Annotated in this window: 21 protein-coding genes; 9 read left to right on the top strand and 12 right to left on the bottom strand. The window is 68.2% G+C overall.

Annotation, left to right across the window (positions count from 1 at the left end; genetic code table 11):
* Positions 1-39: 39 nt before the first annotated feature.
* On the top strand, positions 40-1116 hold the full coding sequence (locus tag OG300_RS31670; protein ID WP_405487308.1) for a metallophosphoesterase: 1077 nt from the start codon (positions 40-42) through the stop codon (positions 1114-1116).
* Between the two features lie 55 nt (positions 1117-1171).
* Here the strand turns inward: OG300_RS31670 and OG300_RS31665 are convergent, their stop codons facing one another.
* Genes OG300_RS31665 through OG300_RS31650 form a run of 4 tightly spaced genes read right to left on the bottom strand, consistent with a single transcriptional unit; the run spans position 1172 to position 4610 of the window.
* On the bottom strand, positions 1172-2212 hold the full coding sequence (locus tag OG300_RS31665) for a zinc-binding dehydrogenase (protein WP_405487306.1): 1041 nt from the start codon (positions 2210-2212) through the stop codon (positions 1172-1174).
* Between the two features lie 60 nt (positions 2213-2272).
* A complete protein-coding gene (locus OG300_RS31660) occupies positions 2273-3139 on the bottom strand; it encodes an alpha/beta fold hydrolase (protein WP_405487304.1) in 867 nt (288 codons plus the stop codon).
* A 54-nt stretch (positions 3140-3193) separates the two neighbouring features.
* Positions 3194-3766 carry a TetR/AcrR family transcriptional regulator gene (locus OG300_RS31655; RefSeq protein ID WP_405487302.1) on the bottom strand — a complete coding sequence of 191 codons (573 nt, stop codon included), beginning with the start codon at positions 3764-3766 and terminating at the stop codon, positions 3194-3196.
* Complete coding sequence (locus tag OG300_RS31650) at positions 3759-4610, bottom strand: alpha/beta fold hydrolase (RefSeq protein WP_405487300.1); 852 nt, start codon at positions 4608-4610, stop codon at positions 3759-3761. Before OG300_RS31650 ends, OG300_RS31655 begins: the two co-directional genes overlap by 8 nt.
* Positions 4611-4712: 102 nt before the next feature.
* Here OG300_RS31650 and OG300_RS31645 point away from each other — a divergent pair, with 102 nt between their 5' ends.
* Positions 4713-4937, top strand: coding sequence for a DUF5808 domain-containing protein (locus tag OG300_RS31645; RefSeq protein ID WP_405487298.1), 225 nt, complete (start codon positions 4713-4715; stop codon positions 4935-4937).
* A gap of 15 nt (positions 4938-4952) precedes the next feature.
* Here OG300_RS31645 and OG300_RS31640 read toward each other — a convergent pair whose 3' ends face one another.
* Complete coding sequence (locus OG300_RS31640) at positions 4953-5969, bottom strand: helix-turn-helix domain-containing protein (RefSeq protein WP_405487296.1); 1017 nt, start codon at positions 5967-5969, stop codon at positions 4953-4955.
* Between the two features lie 62 nt (positions 5970-6031).
* On the opposite strand from OG300_RS31640, the gene OG300_RS31635 reads away from it, so the two are divergent.
* Complete coding sequence (locus OG300_RS31635) at positions 6032-6496, top strand: MarR family winged helix-turn-helix transcriptional regulator (RefSeq protein ID WP_405487294.1); 465 nt, start codon at positions 6032-6034, stop codon at positions 6494-6496.
* A gap of 36 nt (positions 6497-6532) precedes the next feature.
* Here the strand turns inward: OG300_RS31635 and OG300_RS31630 are convergent, their stop codons facing one another.
* The 3 genes from OG300_RS31630 to OG300_RS31620 form a co-directional block, all read right to left on the bottom strand.
* Positions 6533-6997: a hypothetical protein gene (locus OG300_RS31630; protein ID WP_405487292.1), complete on the bottom strand. Its 465-nt coding sequence runs from the start codon at positions 6995-6997 to the stop codon at positions 6533-6535.
* Between the two features lie 140 nt (positions 6998-7137).
* The gene (locus OG300_RS31625) at positions 7138-7812 is read right to left on the bottom strand and encodes a hypothetical protein (RefSeq protein WP_405487290.1); all 675 of its coding nucleotides are present in this window, start codon (positions 7810-7812) and stop codon (positions 7138-7140) included.
* Between the two features lie 32 nt (positions 7813-7844).
* Positions 7845-8198 (bottom strand): hypothetical protein, encoded by a 354-nt coding sequence (locus OG300_RS31620; RefSeq protein WP_405487289.1) that lies wholly within the window; start codon positions 8196-8198, stop codon positions 7845-7847.
* Between the two features lie 59 nt (positions 8199-8257).
* Between OG300_RS31620 and OG300_RS31615 the strand changes: the two genes are divergently transcribed.
* Complete coding sequence (locus OG300_RS31615; RefSeq protein WP_405487287.1) at positions 8258-8713, top strand: MarR family winged helix-turn-helix transcriptional regulator; 456 nt, start codon at positions 8258-8260, stop codon at positions 8711-8713.
* 290 nt (positions 8714-9003) lie between these two features.
* Here OG300_RS31615 and OG300_RS31610 read toward each other — a convergent pair whose 3' ends face one another.
* Complete coding sequence (locus tag OG300_RS31610) at positions 9004-9279, bottom strand: MerR family transcriptional regulator (protein WP_405498757.1); 276 nt, start codon at positions 9277-9279, stop codon at positions 9004-9006.
* Between the two features lie 1301 nt (positions 9280-10580).
* Between OG300_RS31610 and lon the strand changes: the two genes are divergently transcribed.
* From lon to OG300_RS31590, 4 genes are all read left to right on the top strand, one after another.
* Positions 10581-13043 (top strand): endopeptidase La, encoded by a 2463-nt coding sequence (gene lon, locus OG300_RS31605; protein ID WP_405487285.1) that lies wholly within the window; start codon positions 10581-10583, stop codon positions 13041-13043.
* A gap of 156 nt (positions 13044-13199) precedes the next feature.
* Entirely contained in the window at positions 13200-14021 is an 822-nt protein-coding gene (locus tag OG300_RS31600; protein ID WP_405487283.1) for a heavy metal-binding domain-containing protein, read from the top strand.
* Positions 14018-14389, top strand: coding sequence for a DUF5073 family protein (locus OG300_RS31595; RefSeq protein WP_405487281.1), 372 nt, complete (start codon positions 14018-14020; stop codon positions 14387-14389). Before OG300_RS31600 ends, OG300_RS31595 begins: the two co-directional genes overlap by 4 nt.
* Positions 14390-14470: 81 nt before the next feature.
* Entirely contained in the window at positions 14471-15172 is a 702-nt protein-coding gene (locus tag OG300_RS31590; protein ID WP_405487279.1) for an endonuclease/exonuclease/phosphatase family protein, read from the top strand.
* Here the strand turns inward: OG300_RS31590 and OG300_RS31585 are convergent.
* Positions 15169-16161, bottom strand: a complete 993-nt coding sequence (locus tag OG300_RS31585) for an acryloyl-CoA reductase (RefSeq protein ID WP_405487277.1) — start codon at positions 16159-16161, stop codon at positions 15169-15171. The genes OG300_RS31590 and OG300_RS31585 overlap by 4 nt on opposite strands.
* A 163-nt stretch (positions 16162-16324) precedes the next feature.
* Between OG300_RS31585 and OG300_RS31580 the strand changes: the two genes are divergently transcribed.
* Complete coding sequence (locus tag OG300_RS31580) at positions 16325-17146, top strand: alpha/beta fold hydrolase (protein WP_405487275.1); 822 nt, start codon at positions 16325-16327, stop codon at positions 17144-17146.
* A gap of 86 nt (positions 17147-17232) precedes the next feature.
* Here the strand turns inward: OG300_RS31580 and OG300_RS31575 are convergent, their stop codons facing one another.
* Together OG300_RS31575 and OG300_RS31570 are read right to left on the bottom strand one after the other, a co-directional pair.
* Complete coding sequence (locus OG300_RS31575; RefSeq protein WP_405487273.1) at positions 17233-18015, bottom strand: enoyl-CoA hydratase/isomerase family protein; 783 nt, start codon at positions 18013-18015, stop codon at positions 17233-17235.
* A 30-nt stretch (positions 18016-18045) separates the two neighbouring features.
* The gene (locus OG300_RS31570) at positions 18046-19119 is read right to left on the bottom strand and encodes a DNA polymerase IV (RefSeq protein WP_405487271.1); all 1074 of its coding nucleotides are present in this window, start codon (positions 19117-19119) and stop codon (positions 18046-18048) included.
* Positions 19120-19145: the final 26 nt, after the last annotated feature.

Here is a 19145-nt window from a genome sequence, read left to right as displayed (position 1 = left end):
ACTGTCAGATGGTATCCACAAGGATGGTAAAGGTTAACCATGAATCTCGATCGCCGTGGCTTTCTGACCAGCGCTGCCACCGCAGCGAGTCTCGCCGGGCTGGCGGCGACCGCCGCACCCGCCGCCGCCGATCCCGGCGCTGCCCCGGCCGTCGTGAAACTGCCGCTGCCGGACTCGGATCGACTGCGGGTACTGGTCACCGGTGACGCGGGCACCGGCGCGCGCCCGCAGTGGCAGGTCGCCGACGCCATGCGGGAACAGCATGCGCGCCAACCGTTCTCCTTCGCCCTCGGCCTGGGCGACAATGTCTACGAGCAGGGCCCGTGGTCGGACGACGACGCCCAGTTCAGCGCGAAGTTCGAGGACCCCAACCACGATCTCGACTTCCCCTGGCTGATGGTGCAGGGCAATCACGACAACAGTTCGATCCTGCCCGGCGACGGCGGCTGGCTGCTGCGCGGCGATCACGAGGTGGCCTACCACGCCCGTTCGGCCCGCTGGTTCATGCCGTCTCGCTATTACTCGGTGCGGATTCCGCAGGAGCAGCCGATCGTCGAATTCTTCGTGCTGGACCTCAATCCCATCGCCGCCTACCTCCCGCCGCTGTTCGCCCCCTACTGGGCGGCCGACGGCCAGTTCATGACCGAGCAGGCCGCCTGGCTGGACCGCGCCATCGACGAGTCCCCCGCCAAGTGGAAGATCGCCTGCACCCACCACCCGTACGTGAACAACGGCCCGCACGGCAACGCCGGTGAATATGAGGGCCTGTCCATCGAACCCATCGACGGCCGCCACGTGAAGGACTTCTTCGAGGCGCATGTGCTGGGCCGCTGCCAGTTCCTGCTGTCGGGCCACGACCACTCGCTGCAGGTGCTCGAACCCGACGCGGCCTCGAAGGGCACCCGCCAGATCATCTCCGGCGCGGCCGCCAAGTCCGTCCACGACGAACCCGCCACCTCCGGCCGCCACACCCCCAACGAGGCCCTCTACCAATCCTTCTCGGACCTCGGCTTCATGGTCCTGGACCTGACCTCGTCCTCGGCGGACCTCGGTGTCTTCACCGTCGACCTGGCGAACGGCGGTTCCACCAACGTCTTCCAGCGCCGCCTGGCCTGAAAAGCGCGAAAAGCCCCCGCGATCAACAGGATCGCGGGGCCTTTTCGTACGTCGATCAGGGCTTCAGCACCAGCCGAATCGGGTTGCCCTCCTTGGCTTCCAGGGCGTGTACTGCCTTGGCGGCGTCGGCCAGCGGCAGCACGGCGCTCACCGAGCGGGTGAAGTCGACCCGGCCGAGGCGCTGCAGCTTCACCAGCTGGGTGACGTGCTCGGGGCCGGAACCGTAGTGGCCGCGCAGCTGCTGCTGGAAGAAGCTGAAGGCGGTGCCGTGGGTGATGGTGATGGGCTTGTCGGTCAGGCCGACCAGCACCAGGCGGCCGTGCGGGGCCAGGCAGGTCACCGCCTGTTCGCGCACCGCGGCCACACCGGCGAAGTCGAAGGCCGCGCTCAGGCCGGTGCCGCTGGCGGCGAACACCTTGGCGCGCAGGTCCGGATCGGCGGGGTCGAAGGCGAAGTCCGCGCCGAATTCGAGGGCGCGCTCGCGGGCGGCGGGCAGCGGGTCCACCGCGATGATGGGCGCGGCGCCGACCAGGCGCAGCAGCTGCACACCGTGCGCACCCAATCCGCCGACGCCCCAGACGCCCACGGCGTCACCGGCTTTCACCTCACCGGAGACATTGATGGCCGCCCACGGCGTGGATACCGCGTCGGGGATGAAGCAGGCCTGCTCGAAGGGCAGCTCGTCCGGGATCGGCACCAGGGTGTCGACCCGGGCAAGGGTGTATTCGGCCCAGCCGCCGTCGTAGTCGACGCCGCGGGTGAAGGTCGCGCCGCCGCGAATCTCACCTGCCTGCAACAGCACCCGGTCCCCCACCTTCGCGGCGGTGACATCCGGCCCGAGCGCGTGCACGGTGCCCGCGACCTCGTGGCCAAGCGTCACCACGTCGCCCTTCAGGAACAGCGGTGTCAGCGTCCCGTCGATGAGGTGCACATCCGACAGGCACACGCCCGCCGCCTCCACCTTGACCAGCACGTGGTCGGGTCCCGGCTCCGGAATCGGGATGTCCTCGAGCTCCAGTCGGCGCGGGGCGTCCAGGTGTAGGCGTGCGGCCAGCATGGTCATCTGCTCCTTCGAATATTCGACGGCGGTAGCCATTCCGGCGCCATGGTAGGCCGCCTCTGTAAGAGCGGAGGCAAAGGCGGAACGGCCGTGCTGTCACACGGATTCGGGAACGGCCGGATCGGGGATCACGTCGGCGGGAAGGTGCGCGGCGAGGAACTCGGTCACGATCGCGGTCACCGCGGCGGATCGCTCGAGCATGGGTACGTGGCCGCAGCCGTCGAGATATTCGGCCCGGTCGGGGTGCAGCGCGGTGACGTTGAGCGTGTGCCCGGCGACCGCGGACAGCACCTGGTTCTGGTTTCCCCAGATCACGCACAGCGGAGGCAGTGCGGCGCGGTCGGGCCAATCGTCCAGTGCGGCAAAGGCGGTCAGGTCGCGGACCAGGTAGATCAGGGCGCGGGCCGGGAAACCCGCGGACAGCGGTGCGATGTACGGGCATTCCCGGTAGGCCCGTCCGGAGAAGAACCAGGAGCGGGCGGTGCGGCGCGCGAACCAGCGCGGCGTGTGCCAGCGGCTCAGCGCGTGCGCGGTCCGGTCGGACACACCGCGGGTGACCCTGGCGGCCTGTCGCCAATCCCCGTGCATGGCAGTGGATTCGGTCAGCGGGTTGACGGCGACCACCGCCCGGAAGCGGCCGGGATGACGCCGTGCCAGCGTCAGGCTGATCGCCGAGCCGACGCAATTGCCCACCAGTGCAGCACCTTCGAGTGACTGTTCGCGCACGAAGGCGTCGATCAGCGCGGTATAGCGTTCCAGCGTGTACCCGCTCTGCGGCCGGTCGGAGGCCCCGTAACCGGGCAGGTCCACCGCATAGACCCGATGGTCGGCTGCCAGCGCGGCGAGCTGAGCGGTCCAGATCAGGTGCGAGGATCCAGCGCTGTGGATCATCAGCACCGGTGGCCCGCAATCCCCCTGCCGCACAAAGGCCATGGTGGTGCCGTCGAAAGTGAACTCTTCCATGAGAACCCCGACATTCGCGTCGCCAGTGGTATCACCATGGTCCCGCGAACCGGCTCAGTGCGAGCCGATTTCGCCGAGTCCGCGATCGAGGAACCGGATCATCCATTCGAAGCTGTCGTCGGAGTCGTCGCTCCACTGGAATCCGTCGGAGGATTGCAGGGTCGCGAATCCGTGGAAGGTGCAGCGCAGGGTGCGCAGCGCGTGGATCATCTCGTTCTCGTCGATCCCGTAGCCGCGCAGCACCGCCTCCATGGACTGCAGTACCCGCGAACCCGCGTGCAGCAGTGGATCTTCCGGCCCGGTGAAGGGCTCCCCCACGGTGGCGGCGTAGCGCCCGGGGTGCGCGACCACGTAGTCGCGGAAGGAGGTCGCGAACGCGGAGAGCGCGGCACTGCCGGAGCAGCCGTGCATGGCGTCGCGCACCCGCTGGTCGAGTTCGGTCATGGCCAGCGCCGCGATGCTGTGCTGCAGGTCGGCCAGGCTCTCGATGTGCTTGTACAGCGACGGGGTTCGCACCCCCAGCCGCGCGGCCAGTGGCCCGAGCGCGAGGTTCGCGAACCCGACCTCGTCGGCGAGGGTGGCCCCCGCGGCGACGACGTCGGGCCTGCTCAGTCCGGCTCTAGGCATGGTGTTCCTTCAGGAAGGGCAGGATCACCTCGGCGGTGCGCTCGGCGTCCTCGGAGTGCGGGTAGTGGCCGGTGCCGTCGATGACGGCCAGGCTGCCCAGTCCGGCGGGGAGTCCGGCGATGATGCGCTCACCCTCGGCCTTGGGGCTCGGGAAGTCGGGGTCCGCGCCGCCCATCAGGATGAGCGCGGGCTGGGTCACGTTGGGCAGCTGGGCTTGGGCGTCGGCCGGGGTGGTGCCGCCGGTCTTCATGAACTCGGCGAAGCGGCCCGGCTCCTTCAGGTTGGTCGCCAGGTCGGCCATGTACCGGTCGTAGTCGGCGGGCTTGGTCGGGTAGGCCACGTTCAGGTACTTCAGCCACTGGTTGAGGCTCTTGAAGATCATGGTGCCCATCAGCGGCACCATGCCGTGGCGGTGGTGCGAGTTGGTGAAAAGCGCTGCGATGTCCATCTTCTGGGTGAGGGTGAAGGGGTTGATCTCCACGATCGCCCGCACCAGCTCCGGCGACTCGGCCGCCGCGATGGTCGCCGATCCGCCCGCCAGCGAGTGTCCGATGACGACGGCCGGTCCACCGTCCAGCTTCGCGATCACGGCCAGCAGGTCGCGGGCCACGTCGGTGCGGCTGATGGCGGCCTTCCCGCTCACCGAGGTCCACTCCATGCTGGATTCGCCGTGTCCACGCATATCCGTGCTGACCACCCGGTATCCGGCGGCGGCCAGCAGCGGCGCGAGGTGGCGGTAGGCCTGCCGGTGGTCACCCATGCCGTGCTGCAGCACCACCAGCGGTCCGGTGCCGACCTCGTCGTAAGCGATCCGGCCACCGTCGATATCCACGTACTGGGTCATCGTCTTTCACTCTCTGAGAGTAGCTAACTGCGATAGCCATAAAGCTAATCGACTTAGCCAAAGTCGTCAACCCCTGAGTCGAAAAACGACTACCCTGATGCGATGACCAGCGAAAACGAGAACAAATCGCCCGACCCCCAGGGGCACTGGGCAGGCGTCCCGTACGACTGGCGACGCCCCACCTGGCAGCGCGTCAAAGCCCGCTGGTGGAATCCCGACGAACCCCGCTTCCTCACCCCGAAGTCCTTCGGCTGGGGCTACGACTTCAACCTCTATCGCCTGGTCCACCCCGGCGCGAAGCCCGAAAAGCCTTCCGAACAGCAGTAATTCGGAACGGCGGTGTCAGCTCGCCGCGGACGCGTCGCCCGCGTCCCGGCGCAGCTGGGCGGGCGGTCGCCCGTGCCAGCGGGTGAATGCCCGCCGAAAGGCCCGACTGTCCCCGTATCCGAGCCGCGCCGCGATCGACCCGACCGTCAGATCGGTCTCGCGCAGTAGCGCCACCGCCTGCTCGGCGCGCACCGCGTCCACCTGCTCACGCCACGTGGTCCCCTGCTCCTGCAGCCGCCGTTGCAGGGTCCGCGCACTGATCCGCAGCCGCCTCGCCACCCGATCGAGTTCGGCCCCACCGTGATTCATCGACTGCCGGATCGCCAGCCGCAACTCGCCGTGCCAATCCGGCGCGATATGCGCGTTGGCCAGCACCAACTCCGCGTAGTGGCGATACATCCGGGCCGCGTGTGGATCGCCGGAGGTGGGCAGTGCCGCCGCGTCGATCAAGGTGAACTCGGACCGCTCGGCCCCGAAATCGATTCGCGCGGTGCCGAACTCGTCGACGAGATGAGCGTGGCAGCGTGGTGCGGGTGTGCAGAGGGCGACCCGGACCGGCGCCAGATCCACCCCGGTGGCCTCTCGCGCCCGCCGCAGCATGATCGACAGCGAGAATTCCTCGATCGCCGCAATCGCGACGGCGGTGGGCGCGGCCTCCCGCACCGTCAGCAGTCCCCCGTCGGTCACGATGGCCCCGCCAATCACCGGATTGGACACCGCCGACCGTAATTCCACTGCGGTACAAAGGCTTTCGCCCAGCGTCGGAGCACTCGAGAACAGGTAGTCCCAGGCGGTGAAGCTGCCGCGCGCCGCAGCCGCCGTGACGGCCAACCCGGCTCCCGGCCCACCGGCCGCGTCGAGCAATTCCCACATCGCCCACACCGACTCCGACGGCACTCGCAGCAGCTCGTCACCGAGGTTGTCCGGGTGGATGCCGGGAATCCGATCGAGCTGCTCGCGTCCGACCCCCACCCGCAACGCCGCGGCCCGCACCACTGCCGCAGTGCGCACGGGTACGGTGCCGACAATCATTGCCGAATGCTAGCGCGAGCCGATTATCGGCTCGGTAAACAGTTGCCATGTAAAGTTCGCCCGTGTCGAATACCGAGGGTGAAGTGGGCGCGAACGTCGGCTACCTGGTCTGGCGACTGTCCACCCGCTGGCGCGCCACCATGGACCGCGCCCTCGCCCCGCACGGCCTGACCCAGGCGCAGTATTCGGTGCTCGCCCCCCTCTACGGCCTGACCCGCGACGGCTCCCGGCCCAGTCAGCGGCAACTGGCCGATCTCACCGGCCTGGACGCCGTCTACATCTCCAAGCTGGTGCGCGCACTCGAAGGCCTCGGGCTGCTCACCCGCGCCACCAGCACGGCCGACCCGCGCGCGGTCGAGCTCACCCTCACCGATCGCGGCGTCGACACCGCGCAGCGGACCATCCCGCTGGTCTACGCCCTGCGCGAGCGCCTGACCGCGCCCCTCGGTGGCAACGACGGCGGGCGCACCGCGGAGCTGGCAGCCATGCTGCGCGAACTCCTGGATGCGCCCGACGGCGATCAATAGCCCTGCGGCGGAGTAACTTTCACCCGCCGTTCGCGGTCACAGTTCTTCTCCCGCCCGCAGCCGGTTGGCCCGCTCGATGACCGAGGTCAGCACCCGATGCGCGATGGCCAACTCCTGGGCATCAACCCCGCCGAAGATCGGCCTGGTCAGCGGTGCGACGGTCTGCGCGAGCCGGCCCAACTCGGCCCGCCCCGCCGCCCCCAGCTCCACCGGCCCCGCCCCGTCGAGCGAACTGCCACTGAGAAATCCCTTCCCCTCCATCCCGGCCAGCAGCTTCGCCGCCCCGTCCGCGTCGATCCCGAGCTGCCGCTGCCCCGCCAGAAACCCGTGCAGCGCAGCCGGTTCCGACCACGGCCCGCGCGCGGCCACGGCCCGCAGCACGGCGTATTCATTGGCGGTGGTGCTGAATCCCTCCGCCACCAGCGTCGCCTCGAGCAAGGCGGTGACCGCCCCCTCGGCCTCGGCGATGTCCTGTCCGGTGAGTGTCGGTGCCTGTGCCATGACGATTCTCCTGAGTACGACGGAATGCACTTACTGTACTTGGAAACTATGTCCATGGAATCTATATTCCGCTCGGCGGTTTTCGGACAGACATGCCCGGCGGTCGGCACCACCGGGCACTACCTGACGAGAACGTGTGGTCAGCGTCGGGTGGTCAGGGCGAGGGCCGGGACCCAGATCAGGAGCAGGACACCGGAGACATAGGCGGCGGGGGCGAGGGTGGTGTTCAGCAGCAGGTAGCCGATGCCCGAGACGGTGATCGCGGCGGCCAGCAGCAGACCGAGACCGGGCACGATCAGCGACCGGGTTCGGTTGCGCAGCATGAGGTTTCGGTTGCGAAGCATGGGTATGGAGACCAGCGCCGCGGTCGCGGCCAGCAGTAGCATCTTGACGCCGTCGAGGCGATCGATCAGTCCGTAGAAGGTGGCGGCCGCCGCGGCGTTGCCCTCGGGCGCTACCCACCCGGCGAGGTGAACGCCCAAGGCGCACTGGGTGAGTGAGACCGCGACCGCCGCGGCTCCGGTGATTCGCGCGGGCCGGACGACAGTGGTGAGCACCACCGCGAGCGCGAGACCCGCGAGGCCTTGCGAGGTCAGGAACTGCACGGTCGCGGCGGTGGTGTGCCCGGTGAGCGCGTCGATGATCTGCGCGCCCGACGCGCGGACCGACAGGTTGGTGGGCCAGACCGACAACCCGACGATCCAGGCGATCAGGAAGGTTATCCCGGCTCCCGCCACGAGCGGCCGGATTCCGTTGCGGCTGTTGGCTTTCGGAGCAGCTGAGGCGTACGTGTCAACGTGAACCGTGGCAGTCATGGTGAATTCCTTTGCGGTGGTGAGTGATCGGGTCAGTGGAAGGGAAGCCAGGCGGCGGTGGCCAGGTGCGCGATCCCCAAGGCGACGCAGGTGACGGCCATCGGCAGATTCCGCTGCCGCGCGCCGAGGGCGCCATCCCAGAGTTGTGCGAACCCGGAGACCATCAGCAGCGGGACGATCGCGCTGGTCGGACCGATGGCCAGCGCGATCAGGGTGACCAGGCTCAACGGCAGGGCGCGTGCGGCGTAGGCGCCGAGGAAGAACATCGATCCGGCAGTCGGAAGCTCACCGGTCGGCAGCGCCAGACGCGGCCGCACGAGACCGACCAGGCACGAAGCCCCCGAGACAACCGCGATCGCCCCGTTCAGGAGTAGCACTGCGAGCATTGATTCGCACCTCAAATCATTCAGGCTGTGAAGCATTCTCAATATGTATACTTCTAGCTGTGAACGATGTCAACGGCCGGACGCGGATCCCCGGCACGGTCGCCTACCGCCTCGGAGTACTGGGAGCGATCTCGGAAAACCGCTTCGCGACGGCGATCGCGCCCCTGGATCTCAAGCCCAAACACGTGGGCCTGCTCGCGGCACTGGAATCCGCGCAGGGTCTGTCGCAGCAAGAACTCGCGACCCGCCTGGGCGTCGTCCCGAGCCTGGTCGTCGCCCTCGCCGACCACCTGGAGAAACTGGATGCCATCCGCCGCGAACGCGACCCCGCCGACCGCCGGCGCCAAACCCTCGTCCTCACCGACGTCGGCCGCGCCCTACTCACCCGATGCGAGCGGGAAGCCGCGGCATTGGACCGCGCCCTCACCGCCCAGCTGACCGCCGCTCAACTGAGCGCCCTCGATGAGGTCCTATCGCTCCTCGCTGCCGAGGCGGGCATGCCTTCACCCAGGTAGGGGAAGCGCGCCTTAGTGAGGAAGTGTGCGGTCACGCCGAGGCCGGGGTGGTATCCGTTGCTGGTGTCCACCGTGAGCGCGGGGGCTTCAAGCCGGATCGGGTCGAGGATCGCAGAAAAGAGCAGCCCCAACTCGGATCTTCCAGTCTCGAGCCGATCCCTGCCAGGCTGCCGATGCCAGGTCTGCAGAGGAACCTCGTAGAGACGTTGGCTCACTACCTGCCCTAGCGGACTGTTCAGAAGACGACTGGATGGTCCGTCGCCCGCGGCGGGTGTGGGCGGTCAGCGCTGTCAGTCGCGGGATTCGTGTTCATCGATGGTGTGTTGCAGGCTGGCATTGAGGGCCTGGGCTTCGGCGAGCTGGTCTTCGAGGATCACGATCCGGCACGCCCCGTCCAGGGAATTGCCCGCGTCGATCAACTCGCGCACACGGGTGGCCAGACGCAGCTGATAGCGCGAGTAGCGGCGGTGCCCGCCCGCGGAGCGCTGTGGGGTCAACAGCCGTACGGCGTCGAGGGTGCGCAGGAATGCCTGGGTGACACCCAGGATTTCCGCCGCGCGGCCCATGCTGTAGGCGGGGTAGTCCTCGTCATCGAATTTGTCCGTCCCGCCACTAGCGGGGGTGGTTTCTGGTTGCTGCACAACACCTCTCGGGTTTTACCGACGACAGCAGGCCCCGGCGCGGGATGCGCCGGGGCCTGGGAATTACGTATCCGGAAGAGTCACGCTGCGTACCGGCCGATAGGGGCCGAGGGGCTACAGCGCGTCGGAGAATTCTCAGTTCGCGAAACTAGGTCGGGGCTACTCAGTGACCACCACCTCCATACATGTCCGGGTACTGCTTTTACGAGGTCTGTGTCGTTGTGCCCGGTCTCCCTCCGGCGGCGGCTCCAGCGGCGGGGGTCAGCCGGATTCTCGTCTGCGCCGGAGGGGACCAGGTGTACCGCATGCCAGGCAGTTCCTCTGCCCAGCCACTCGATCTCTCACATCAACGACAGTGAAACTACACAACACAACCACTGATGTCTACAGGCTCCACTGAAGAATTTTTCGGTCGTGAGATGACTGCTTTCTTGGTCCGCGACATATCGTTCAGTGCCGTTCAGTGCCGTTCGGTGCCGTTTCGGGCCCGGCTGGGACCGGCCGATCGCTGACGTCGACACCGCGCTGACCGATGAACGCGATCAACTGCGCGCCAACCCTGGCGGTACCCACGCCCTCTGGCGACCGATTCACGCCCACAAAAAACCTGTATTGATGGGTGTAGACAATCATCGACTGTCGTTGTACTGTCTCTCTCGTTCGGAAGGTAAGGAGTAGCAAGACTCCGTAGCAGGAAGCCGAACGCGCTGCGGAAGAAGTCCCGTTGTAAGCCCGGTTCCCTCCGGCGAAGGAAAGAACATGGCAACAGGTAGTACCGCTGGAGGGAACCGGAAACACCGCACCACGCGCCGGAAGTCGCCCACCGTGACCCGCCGGCGACACCGCACCGAAAGTTGGTGCGGCAGTGAACCTACGAGCTGGGAGGTGTTCCACGAGTAGACAGCCACGTATGACGCGTTCGTGTCGGTACGAGCGGACATGGTGTCAGTCACCGGCCTCACCAGCCGGAAATCGATAACAACATTGAATCCGACCCTTTTACGACGACGTCAGGCCCCGGCGCACACCGCGCCGGGGCCTGACGTCGTTCCATCACACCGCGTGCCGTGCAGCAATCGCTTGTCCCCCATGCCGGTGCGGTGCCACGGACAAGCTGGTCGAAAAGGGGGAAATCCCTGTTCACCGCCAGCGAACAAGGTCGCGGAACAATCGGTATACCTCGGAGGTTGACTGGGTAACGCTCAACCTTGGAAGGGGTCGAAGACGTGACTACACCTCAGAACCTGCCGGTCCTGTTCCTGACCGATCCGATCGTGCTGCCCGGCATGGTCGTCCCGATCGAGCTGGACGAGTCGTCGCAGGCCGCCATCGATGCCGCCCGCGCGGGCAAGGTCAACCAGGTGCTGGTCGCGCCTCGCCTCGATGAGGGGTACGCCGCCTACGGCGTGGTGGCCACCATCGAACAGGTCGGCCGGATGCGCGGTGGCGCGCCCGCCGCGGTGTTGAAGGCCGAGAGCCGGGCCAAGATCGGGCACGGTGTGACCGGTCCCGGTGCCGCGCTCTGGGTCGAGGCCGAGCCGGTGGAGATTGCGGCCGCCGACGGCCGCACCAAAGACCTTGCGGCCGAATACAAGAAGTTGGTCGTGTCCGTGCTGCAGCGCCGTGAGGCGTGGCAGGTCATCGACGCGGTCAACCAGATGAACGATCCGTCCACCCTGGCCGACGCGGCCGGTTGGGCCTCCTACCTGAGCAACGAGCAGAAGCGCGAGATCCTCGACACCCCGGATACCGTTGCGCGCCTGCAGAAGCTGATCGAGTGGACCACTCAGCACATCGCCGAGACCGAGGTCAGCGAGAAGATCAGCGAGGACGTGCGTGAGGGCCTGGAGAAGACGCAGCGGGAGTTCCTGCTGCGCCAGCAGCTCAACGCGATTCGCAAGGAGCTGGGCGAGGACGAACCCGACGGGGCCGAGGACTACCGCACCCGCGTCGAGAACGCGGACCTGCCCGCCGATATCCGCGAGGCGGCGCTGCGCGAGGTTGGTCGCCTGGAACGCTCCAGCGATCAGAGCCCGGAGACCGGCTGGATCCGGACCTGGCTCGACACCGTCCTGGAACTGCCGTGGGTGGTGAAAACCACTGACAGCACGGATGTCTCGGCCGCTCGCGCGGTGCTGGACGCCGATCACCACGGCCTGGACGAGGTCAAGGACCGCATGGTCGAGTACCTGGCCGTGCGTGCCCGCCGGGCCTCCCGTGGCCTGGAGGTGGTGGGTGGACGCGGTTCCGGCGCGGTGCTGGTGCTGGTCGGCCCGCCCGGTGTGGGCAAGACCTCGCTGGGTGAGTCCGTGGCACGGGCGCTGGGCCGCAAGTTCGTTCGCGTCGCCCTGGGCGGCGTGCGCGACGAGGCCGAGATCCGCGGTCACCGGCGCACCTACGTGGGCGCGCTGCCCGGCCGCATCGTGCGCGCCATGAAGGAGGCGGGTTCGATGAATCCCGTTGTCCTGCTGGACGAGATCGACAAGGTCGGCTCGGACTTCCGCGGCGATCCCGCGGCGGCCCTGCTGGAGGTGCTGGACCCGGCGCAGAACCACACGTTCCGCGACCACTACCTGGACCTGGATCTGGACCTGTCGGACGTGCTGTTCATCGCGACCGCGAACGTCATGGACACCATCCCCGGCCCGCTGCTGGACCGGATGGAACTGATCACCGTCGACGGCTACACCGAGGCCGACAAGGTGGCCATCGCCCGTGACTTCCTGATCCCGCGGCAGTTGGAGCGCAATGCCCTGACCGCCGAGGAGGTTTCGATCACCGACGAGGCACTGCGCGAAGTCGCCGCGAACTACACCCGCGAGGCGGGCGTGCGGCAGATGGAGCGACTGGTGGCCAAGGCGCTGCGCAAGGCGGCGACCAAGCTTTCGGAGGGCGCCGACATCGCGGACGCCGAAAGCCGGGTCATCGCCGGGGAATTCGTGCCCGACGTCGAAAGCCTGGGCTACGACACCGAACTCGGCTACGAGAAGCCGAACTCGGTGCTGTCGCAGGCGAAGTCGGGTGCGCTGACCATCGACGTGGCCAACCTGAAGGAGTACCTGGGTCGTCCGCGCTTCACCCCGGACGGGGTGGAACGCACCGCGGTTCCGGGTGTGGCGACCGGCCTGGCCGTCACCGGCGCGGGCGGTGATGTCCTCTACATCGAGGCCAATGCCGCCGAGGGCGACCGCTCCCTGACCCTGACCGGTCAGCTGGGTGACGTCATGAAGGAGTCCGCGCAGATCGCCCTGACCTACGTCCGCTCCCACCTGGAGGAGATCGGCATCGAGCCGAAGGTGCTGGATCGCAATATCCACATCCACTTCCCGGCGGGCGCGGTGCCCAAGGACGGTCCGTCGGCGGGCGTCACCATGGTCACCGCCCTGGTGTCGCTGGCCCTGGGTCGCCAGGTGCGCTCGGATGTCGGCATGACCGGTGAGGTCACGCTGAACGGCCGGGTGCTGCCGATCGGCGGCGTGAAGCAGAAGCTCCTCGCCGCGCAGCGCGCCGGACTGAAGACCGTGTTCATCCCGGCCCGCAACGAGCCGGATCTGGACGAGGTCCCGGCCGAGGTGCTGGCCGCCCTGGATGTCCGTCCCGTCGCCGACGTGGCCGAGATCCTGGCCTACGCCATCGAACCGGTGCTCGAGCGGGACCTCGAGCGCCCGGCCTTCGCGGCCACCGCATGACGGCCGAGTAGTTCGGCCCAGCGCTGAAGTAGTGCGCGGACCCCGCGTGACCACCCGGTCACGCGGGGTCTTCGGGTACTACCGGGCATTTCACAGGGCGGTGGCGTACCCGTGGTCGTACAGTCGCGGAGAGGACTTCCGAGGGAGGACGGACACATGCAACCGAACCAGCCTGCACCGCAATCGGGATCGCAGCCGGGACAACTCGATCCGGTGGCGGGTGAGCGACTCTCGCACGCCGACCGCATTTTCACCTCGGACCTGTCGGTCAACGAGTTCGCCCTGCTGCACGGCGCGGGCTTCGAACCGATCGAGCTGGTGATGGGCGTATCGGTCTATCACGTCGGGTTCCAGTTCACCGGCATCCGCCAGCAGCAGGAGCTGCCGGTGCTCACCGAGGCCACCTACCGCGCCCGCTGGAATGCCATGTCCCGCATGCAGGCCGAGGCCGACACGCTCAAGGCGGACGGCATCGTCGGGGTGCGGCTGTCGTGGCGGCAGCACGGCGAATCCCTCGAGCACCTCGAGTTCATCGCGATCGGCACCGCGGTCCGCTTCGCCAAGGCCCCCGGCAGCTACCGACGCCCCAACGGCCAGGCCTTCACCAGCCACCTCTCCGGCCAGGATCTGGTCACCCTGCTGCGCACCGGCTACGCCCCCGTCGCGTTCGTCATGGGCAACTGCGTCTTCCACGTCGCGGTCCAGGGTTTCCGGCAGATGCTCAGCCAGATGGGCCGCAATATGGAGATGCCGCAGTGGACCCAGGGCAACTACGAGGCCCGTGAGCTGGCCATGTCCCGCATGCAGGCCGAGGCCGAACGGGACGGCGCGACCGGTGTGACCGGCGTCAGCGTCGACATCTCGAACTACGCCTGGGGTTATCACACCGTCGAGTTCTATGCCTCCGGCACCGCGGTCCGCCGCATCAACGCGGGCGACCCGATCACTCCCCAGTTCACCCTCGGCATGAACTCGTGACCGATTTCGACACCGGCGTCGCGGCCCAGGCCATCGCCGGGGCCCTCGATGGTCCCGGTGGTCTGGGCCTGGTGCTCAACGTCTTCGCCGGTGTTCCCGGGGTGACCCGGACTCCGGCCAAGCGCGGCATGTTCCGCTCCGAGCCGGAGCGCGTGCAGATCGGTTCCTGGCGCTACGAGGTCACCCGGGACGGCCGCATCAGCGCCGCGCACGTGGTCGGCGGCATCGTGCTGGCCGAGGAGCTGCTGCCCGCACAGGGCATCGCCCCGCATCTGGCGCGCGCCCTGGCGGAGATCGCCACCTCCTACGGCAACTCCGCCGCGCCCCATCTGCAGGCGGCGCTGGAGGTGCTGGCCGGGGCCGGATGATCCGGCAACCGCCTGGCGAATTCCGGTGTTTCACATGAAACGAAACCTGCACGGTCCGTACGCATCTCATAGGGTGGATCGGTGATCACCGTTGCCACCTGGAATGTCCTGCACCGCATCCACGCCGACAACTGGGCCAGTGAGGTGGCGGACCGCTGGCCGGACGAATCCGACCGGATCGCGGCCGTCGCCGAGCGGGTCGCGGCGCGCACCGAGGATGTCATCGCACTGCAGGAGGTCAGTGGCGATCAACTGGCTACCCTGCGGAAGCGGGTGCCGGACCGGCATTTCCACGTCCTCGACTATCCGCGGGTGCCGACGCCGCGCCGACTCCCGAATGTCCTGGACCTGCACACCGAACACCTGGTGCTGATCACCGCGGACGACGGCCGCGAGGTCGCCGCTGAGTCGTTCGCGTCCGATGGCGGCAAGGGCCTGATCGCGGTGGAGCTGGCGGGCATCCGCTTCATCGCCACCCACGTGACCGGCGACCGTCGTCGACCCGCGCAGCTCGAGCGGCTGGTCGAGGTCAGCACGCCCGGCCCGGCGGTGCTGCTGGGTGACTTCAATCTGGGCCGCGATGCCCTGGCGCAGGCCATCGGCCCGGAATACACCATCGCGGAACCGGATTCGGCCGCCGTCTCGACCCGGCCGCGCACCTCGGGCACCAAATCTCAGTACATCGACCACGTGGTCACGCGCGGAATCCCGGTGCGCGGCATGGTCGTCGAGGAGGTGGCCGGGGAATCCGACCACAACCTCGTGCGCGCGATCGTCGGTTAGAACTCTCCGGCCACGCCCAGGACGGTGCGGCCGGAGTGGGTGCCGTCCAGGATGGAGTGCAGCACCGCCGCCGCCTCGGTGATGGGCGCGTAGTTCTCCAGCAGCGAAAGGTGCTGGGGCTTCAGGTCTTTGCCGACCCGGGTCCACAGTTCGCGGCGGGCCGCGATCGGGAAGTGCGCGGAGTCGATGCCGAGCAGTCCGACACTGCGCAGAATGAACGGCATCACCGTGGTGGGCAGGTCGGAACCGCCGGTGAGGCCGGAAACCGCCACCGCGCCACCGTATTTGATGGCGCTGAGGATGTAGGCGAGCGAGGTGCCGCCCACGCTGTCGACGGCCGCCGCCCACTGCGCCTTGCCGAGGGCGCGCACCTTCTCGCCCTCGCCCGGCAGGCGGCCGATCACCGAGCTCGCGCCGAGCGCCGAAAGCAGTTCGCTCGCACCGAGTTTGCCGGTGGAGGCGACCACCTCGAAGCCGAGACCGGCCAGGATGTCGACGGCCACACTGCCGACGCCGCCGGTCGCGCCGGTGACCAGCACGGGACCGTCGGAGGCGGTGAGGCCGCGATCGAGCAGGGCCTGCACGCTCATGGCGGCGGTGTAGCCCGCAGTGCCGATGGCGGCCGCCTCGCGCGGGGTGAGCCCGTCGAGCTTCACCACCCACCCGGCGGGCACCCGCGCGTATTCGGCGTAGCCGCCGTGATGGGCGACGCCGATGTCGTACCCGTGCGCCACCACCAGGTCACCGACCGCGAATTCCGGGTCGCTGGAGGCGAATACCTCACCGGCGAGGTCGATGCCGGGAATGATCGGATACTCGCGCACCACGCCGCCGCGCGGGGTGATGGCCAGTCCGTCCTTGTAGTTGGCGCTCGAGTAATGCACCTTGATCGTGACCTCGCCCGGCTTCAGGAAGTCCAAGCCGACCTCCTCGTGCACGAGGCTGATCCCACTGTCCGTTTCATGCGCCACCATCGCCTGGAACTCCATGGATCGAGCATAGGACTCGGGGGCCGCCACGGTGCCCGCTATCAGGCCGGATCACGCGCATTACGTGAGACGTAATCGCTTTGCTTCCCTGCCTTTGCGAAGCTGGTTCCAGCAAGCGAAACGCAGAGTTTCAGCCAGTGAAAAGCCAAGGAGCGCAGTACAAATGCCTACTTTCCAGACCTCCACCGACGGCACCACCCTCGCCTACCAGGACTACGGCACCGGCGCTCCGATCCTGTTCATCGCCGGTTGGTCGCTGCACAGCGACATGTGGGAGTACCAGCTGCACCACTTCCTGGACCAGGGCTACCGCTGCATCATGCTGGACCGCCGCGGCCACGGTCGCTCGGACCGCCCGTCCACCGGCTACGACGTCGACACCCGCGCCGACGATGTGGCCGCCCTGATCGAGCACCTGGACCTGCGTGATCTCGTCATCGTCGGGCACTCCTCGGGCGGCGGTGAGGTGGTGCGCTACCTGAGCCGCCACGGCTCCGACCGAGTGTCGCGAGTCGCGCTGCTGGCCCCCGCGATTCCGTTCATGATGCTGACCGACGACAACCCGATCGGCGCGCCGATCGAACTGCTCGAGGCGACCCTGGCGCAGCTGCGCACCGATCGCCCGAAGTGGTTCGCCGAGCGGGCGCAGGGCTACTTCGCCACGCATCTGCGCGCCGGTGTCTCGCAGGCGATCATGGACGAGGAGATCCAGCGCTGCCTGTCGGCTTCGCCGTACGCCACCGTCGTCATGCAGCGCGAGGCGTTCACCACCGATCACCGCGCCGACGTGGCGGCCCTGACCGTGCCGTTGTTGCTGCTGCACGGTCAGGCCGACCAATCCATTCCGATCGAAATCTCCAGCCGGGTCGCCGCGCAGCTCGCCCCGCACGCGGTCCTGAAGGAGTACTTCGACGCCGGTCACGGCTTCTACATCACGCATGCCGCCGAGGTGAATGCCGAGATCCTCGACTTCATCAAGGGCTGAAAAGCCCTGTCCCCCGGGCAGAATGCCCGCCCGCGGCCCCACGTTGCCCCCGTGGGGCCGCTTCGGCGTCCGAACTGCGAACCGGCTCAGGCGAACTTGGGCGCGCGCTTCTCGGTGAACGCCGCGATGCCCTCGGCCCCGTCGGCGGATTCGGCGCTCTGCGTGATGAATCCGGCCTCGGTGCCCAGCTGCTCCTCGAGGGTGTGCTGCGAGGAGACCAGCAGCAGCTTCTTCACCCGGGCGTTGGATCCCTTGGGCCCACTGGCGAATTCCTGCGCCAGCGTCTCGACCGCGTCGGTCAGCTCCACATCGGGCACCACCCGGTGCAGCAGTCCCCATTCGAGGGCTTCGGCGGCCGACAGCGTCCGGTTGGTGAGCATGAGCTCCTGGGTCTTGCGCACGCCGATCAGCCGCGGCAGGTAGTAGGACGCGCCGCCGTCCGGGCTGAGCCCGACCTTGGTGTACGCCATGGTGAACGACGCGGATTCGGCCGCGACCACCAGGTCACCGGCCACCGCGAGGCTCATGCCCGCCCCGGCGGCGGTCCCGTTCACCCCGACGATGAGCAGCGCGTCCATCCGCGCCAGCGCCGACACCGCGTGGTGCAGCGTCCCCGCCAGCTGCTCGATGAACTTCCCGGTGTCGCCGCTGGCCGCCATGGCCCGCACGTCCCCGCCCGCCGAGAAGAACCGCCCGGACCCGGTCAGCACCACGACCTTGATCGCCGGATCCTCCGAGCAGTAGTTCGCCGCCCGTGCCAGCTCGTCGGCCAGCGCCTGATCGATGCCGTTGGCAGCCTTGGGCCGGTTGAGCGTGATCCGGGCGATCGGCCCGTCGTGCTCGAACAGGATGTTCTCGTAGTCACTCATCGCGAGGGTGCCTTCCGTCGGTAGACCTGATCACAGCATCGCAAATTCGACCCGCACCCCGAGCAGGCGGATGGGTCGATCCAGGTCGAAGGCGTGCAGGACCTCCAGGGCGGTGCGGACGACGAGATCGAGATCGGTGCTGGGCGCGGCCAGTTTTCGCTGTTTGCTGCGGGTGTAGAAGGTCTTGGTGCGGACGGTGACGCTGACCCGGGTGACGGCGCGGCCGGCGGCCAGGGTCTCCTCGGTGACCTGGGTGGCCAGCCGGGTCACGGCGGCATCGAGGTCGGCGAGTTCGGTGAGGTCGGCGGGGAAGGTCTCGGATCGGCTGTGGCCCACCGGCTCCCGGGGTTCGGAGATGTCGGTGTCGCCCGCGCCGTGGCCGAGTACCCACAGGTAGGGGCCGGTGTTGGGGCCGAATTCGACGGCCAGGGCGTGACGGTCGGCGGCGGCGAGATCCGCGACGGTCTCGATTCCCAAGGCGCTCAGGCGTTTCGAGATGCGCGCGCCGATGCCCCACAGTGCGCCGGTGGGGCGGTGCGCCATGAGTTCGGTCCAGTTGTCGGCGGTGAGCCGGAAGATCCCGGTGCCGGCGCCGTCGTCCACCGGCTGGATGGGGTCGGGTCCGGTCTTGCCGACCGCCTTGGCGAATCCGGTGGCCAGCTTGGCCCGGGTCTTGTTGTCGCCGATGCCGACCGCGCAGGTCAGGCCCAATTCGGCGATGGCGGTGCGGATCTCGCGGGCGAGTTCCTCGGGATCGTCGGTGTCGACGGCGAGGAAGGCCTCATCGAAGCCGAGCACCTCGACGCGTCCGGGGAAGGTCCGCAGCAGCGCCATGATCTCCGCCGAGGCCTCGGCGTACGTGGCGAGATCCTGTGCCAGGAACACCCCGTCCGGGCAGACCCGCAGCGCGGTCCGCAGCGGCATGCCGGCGCGGACGCCGTGGGCCCGCGCCGGATACGACGCGCACGAGACCACCTTGCGGGGTTCGGCGGGATCGCCGTTGCCGCCCACGATGACCGGCTGCCCCCGGAGTTCGGGATGCCGCCGGAATTCGACCGCGGCCTGGAACTGGTCGAGGTCGATGTGCAACAGCCATCGCGCCACCCCTCCGTCATACCGGATGGTATGGG

Source organism: Nocardia sp. NBC_00511, from assembly GCF_045161165.1.
Lineage (GTDB): Bacteria > Actinomycetota > Actinomycetes > Mycobacteriales > Mycobacteriaceae > Nocardia.
This window is presented reverse-complemented; position numbering and strand designations above follow the sequence as displayed.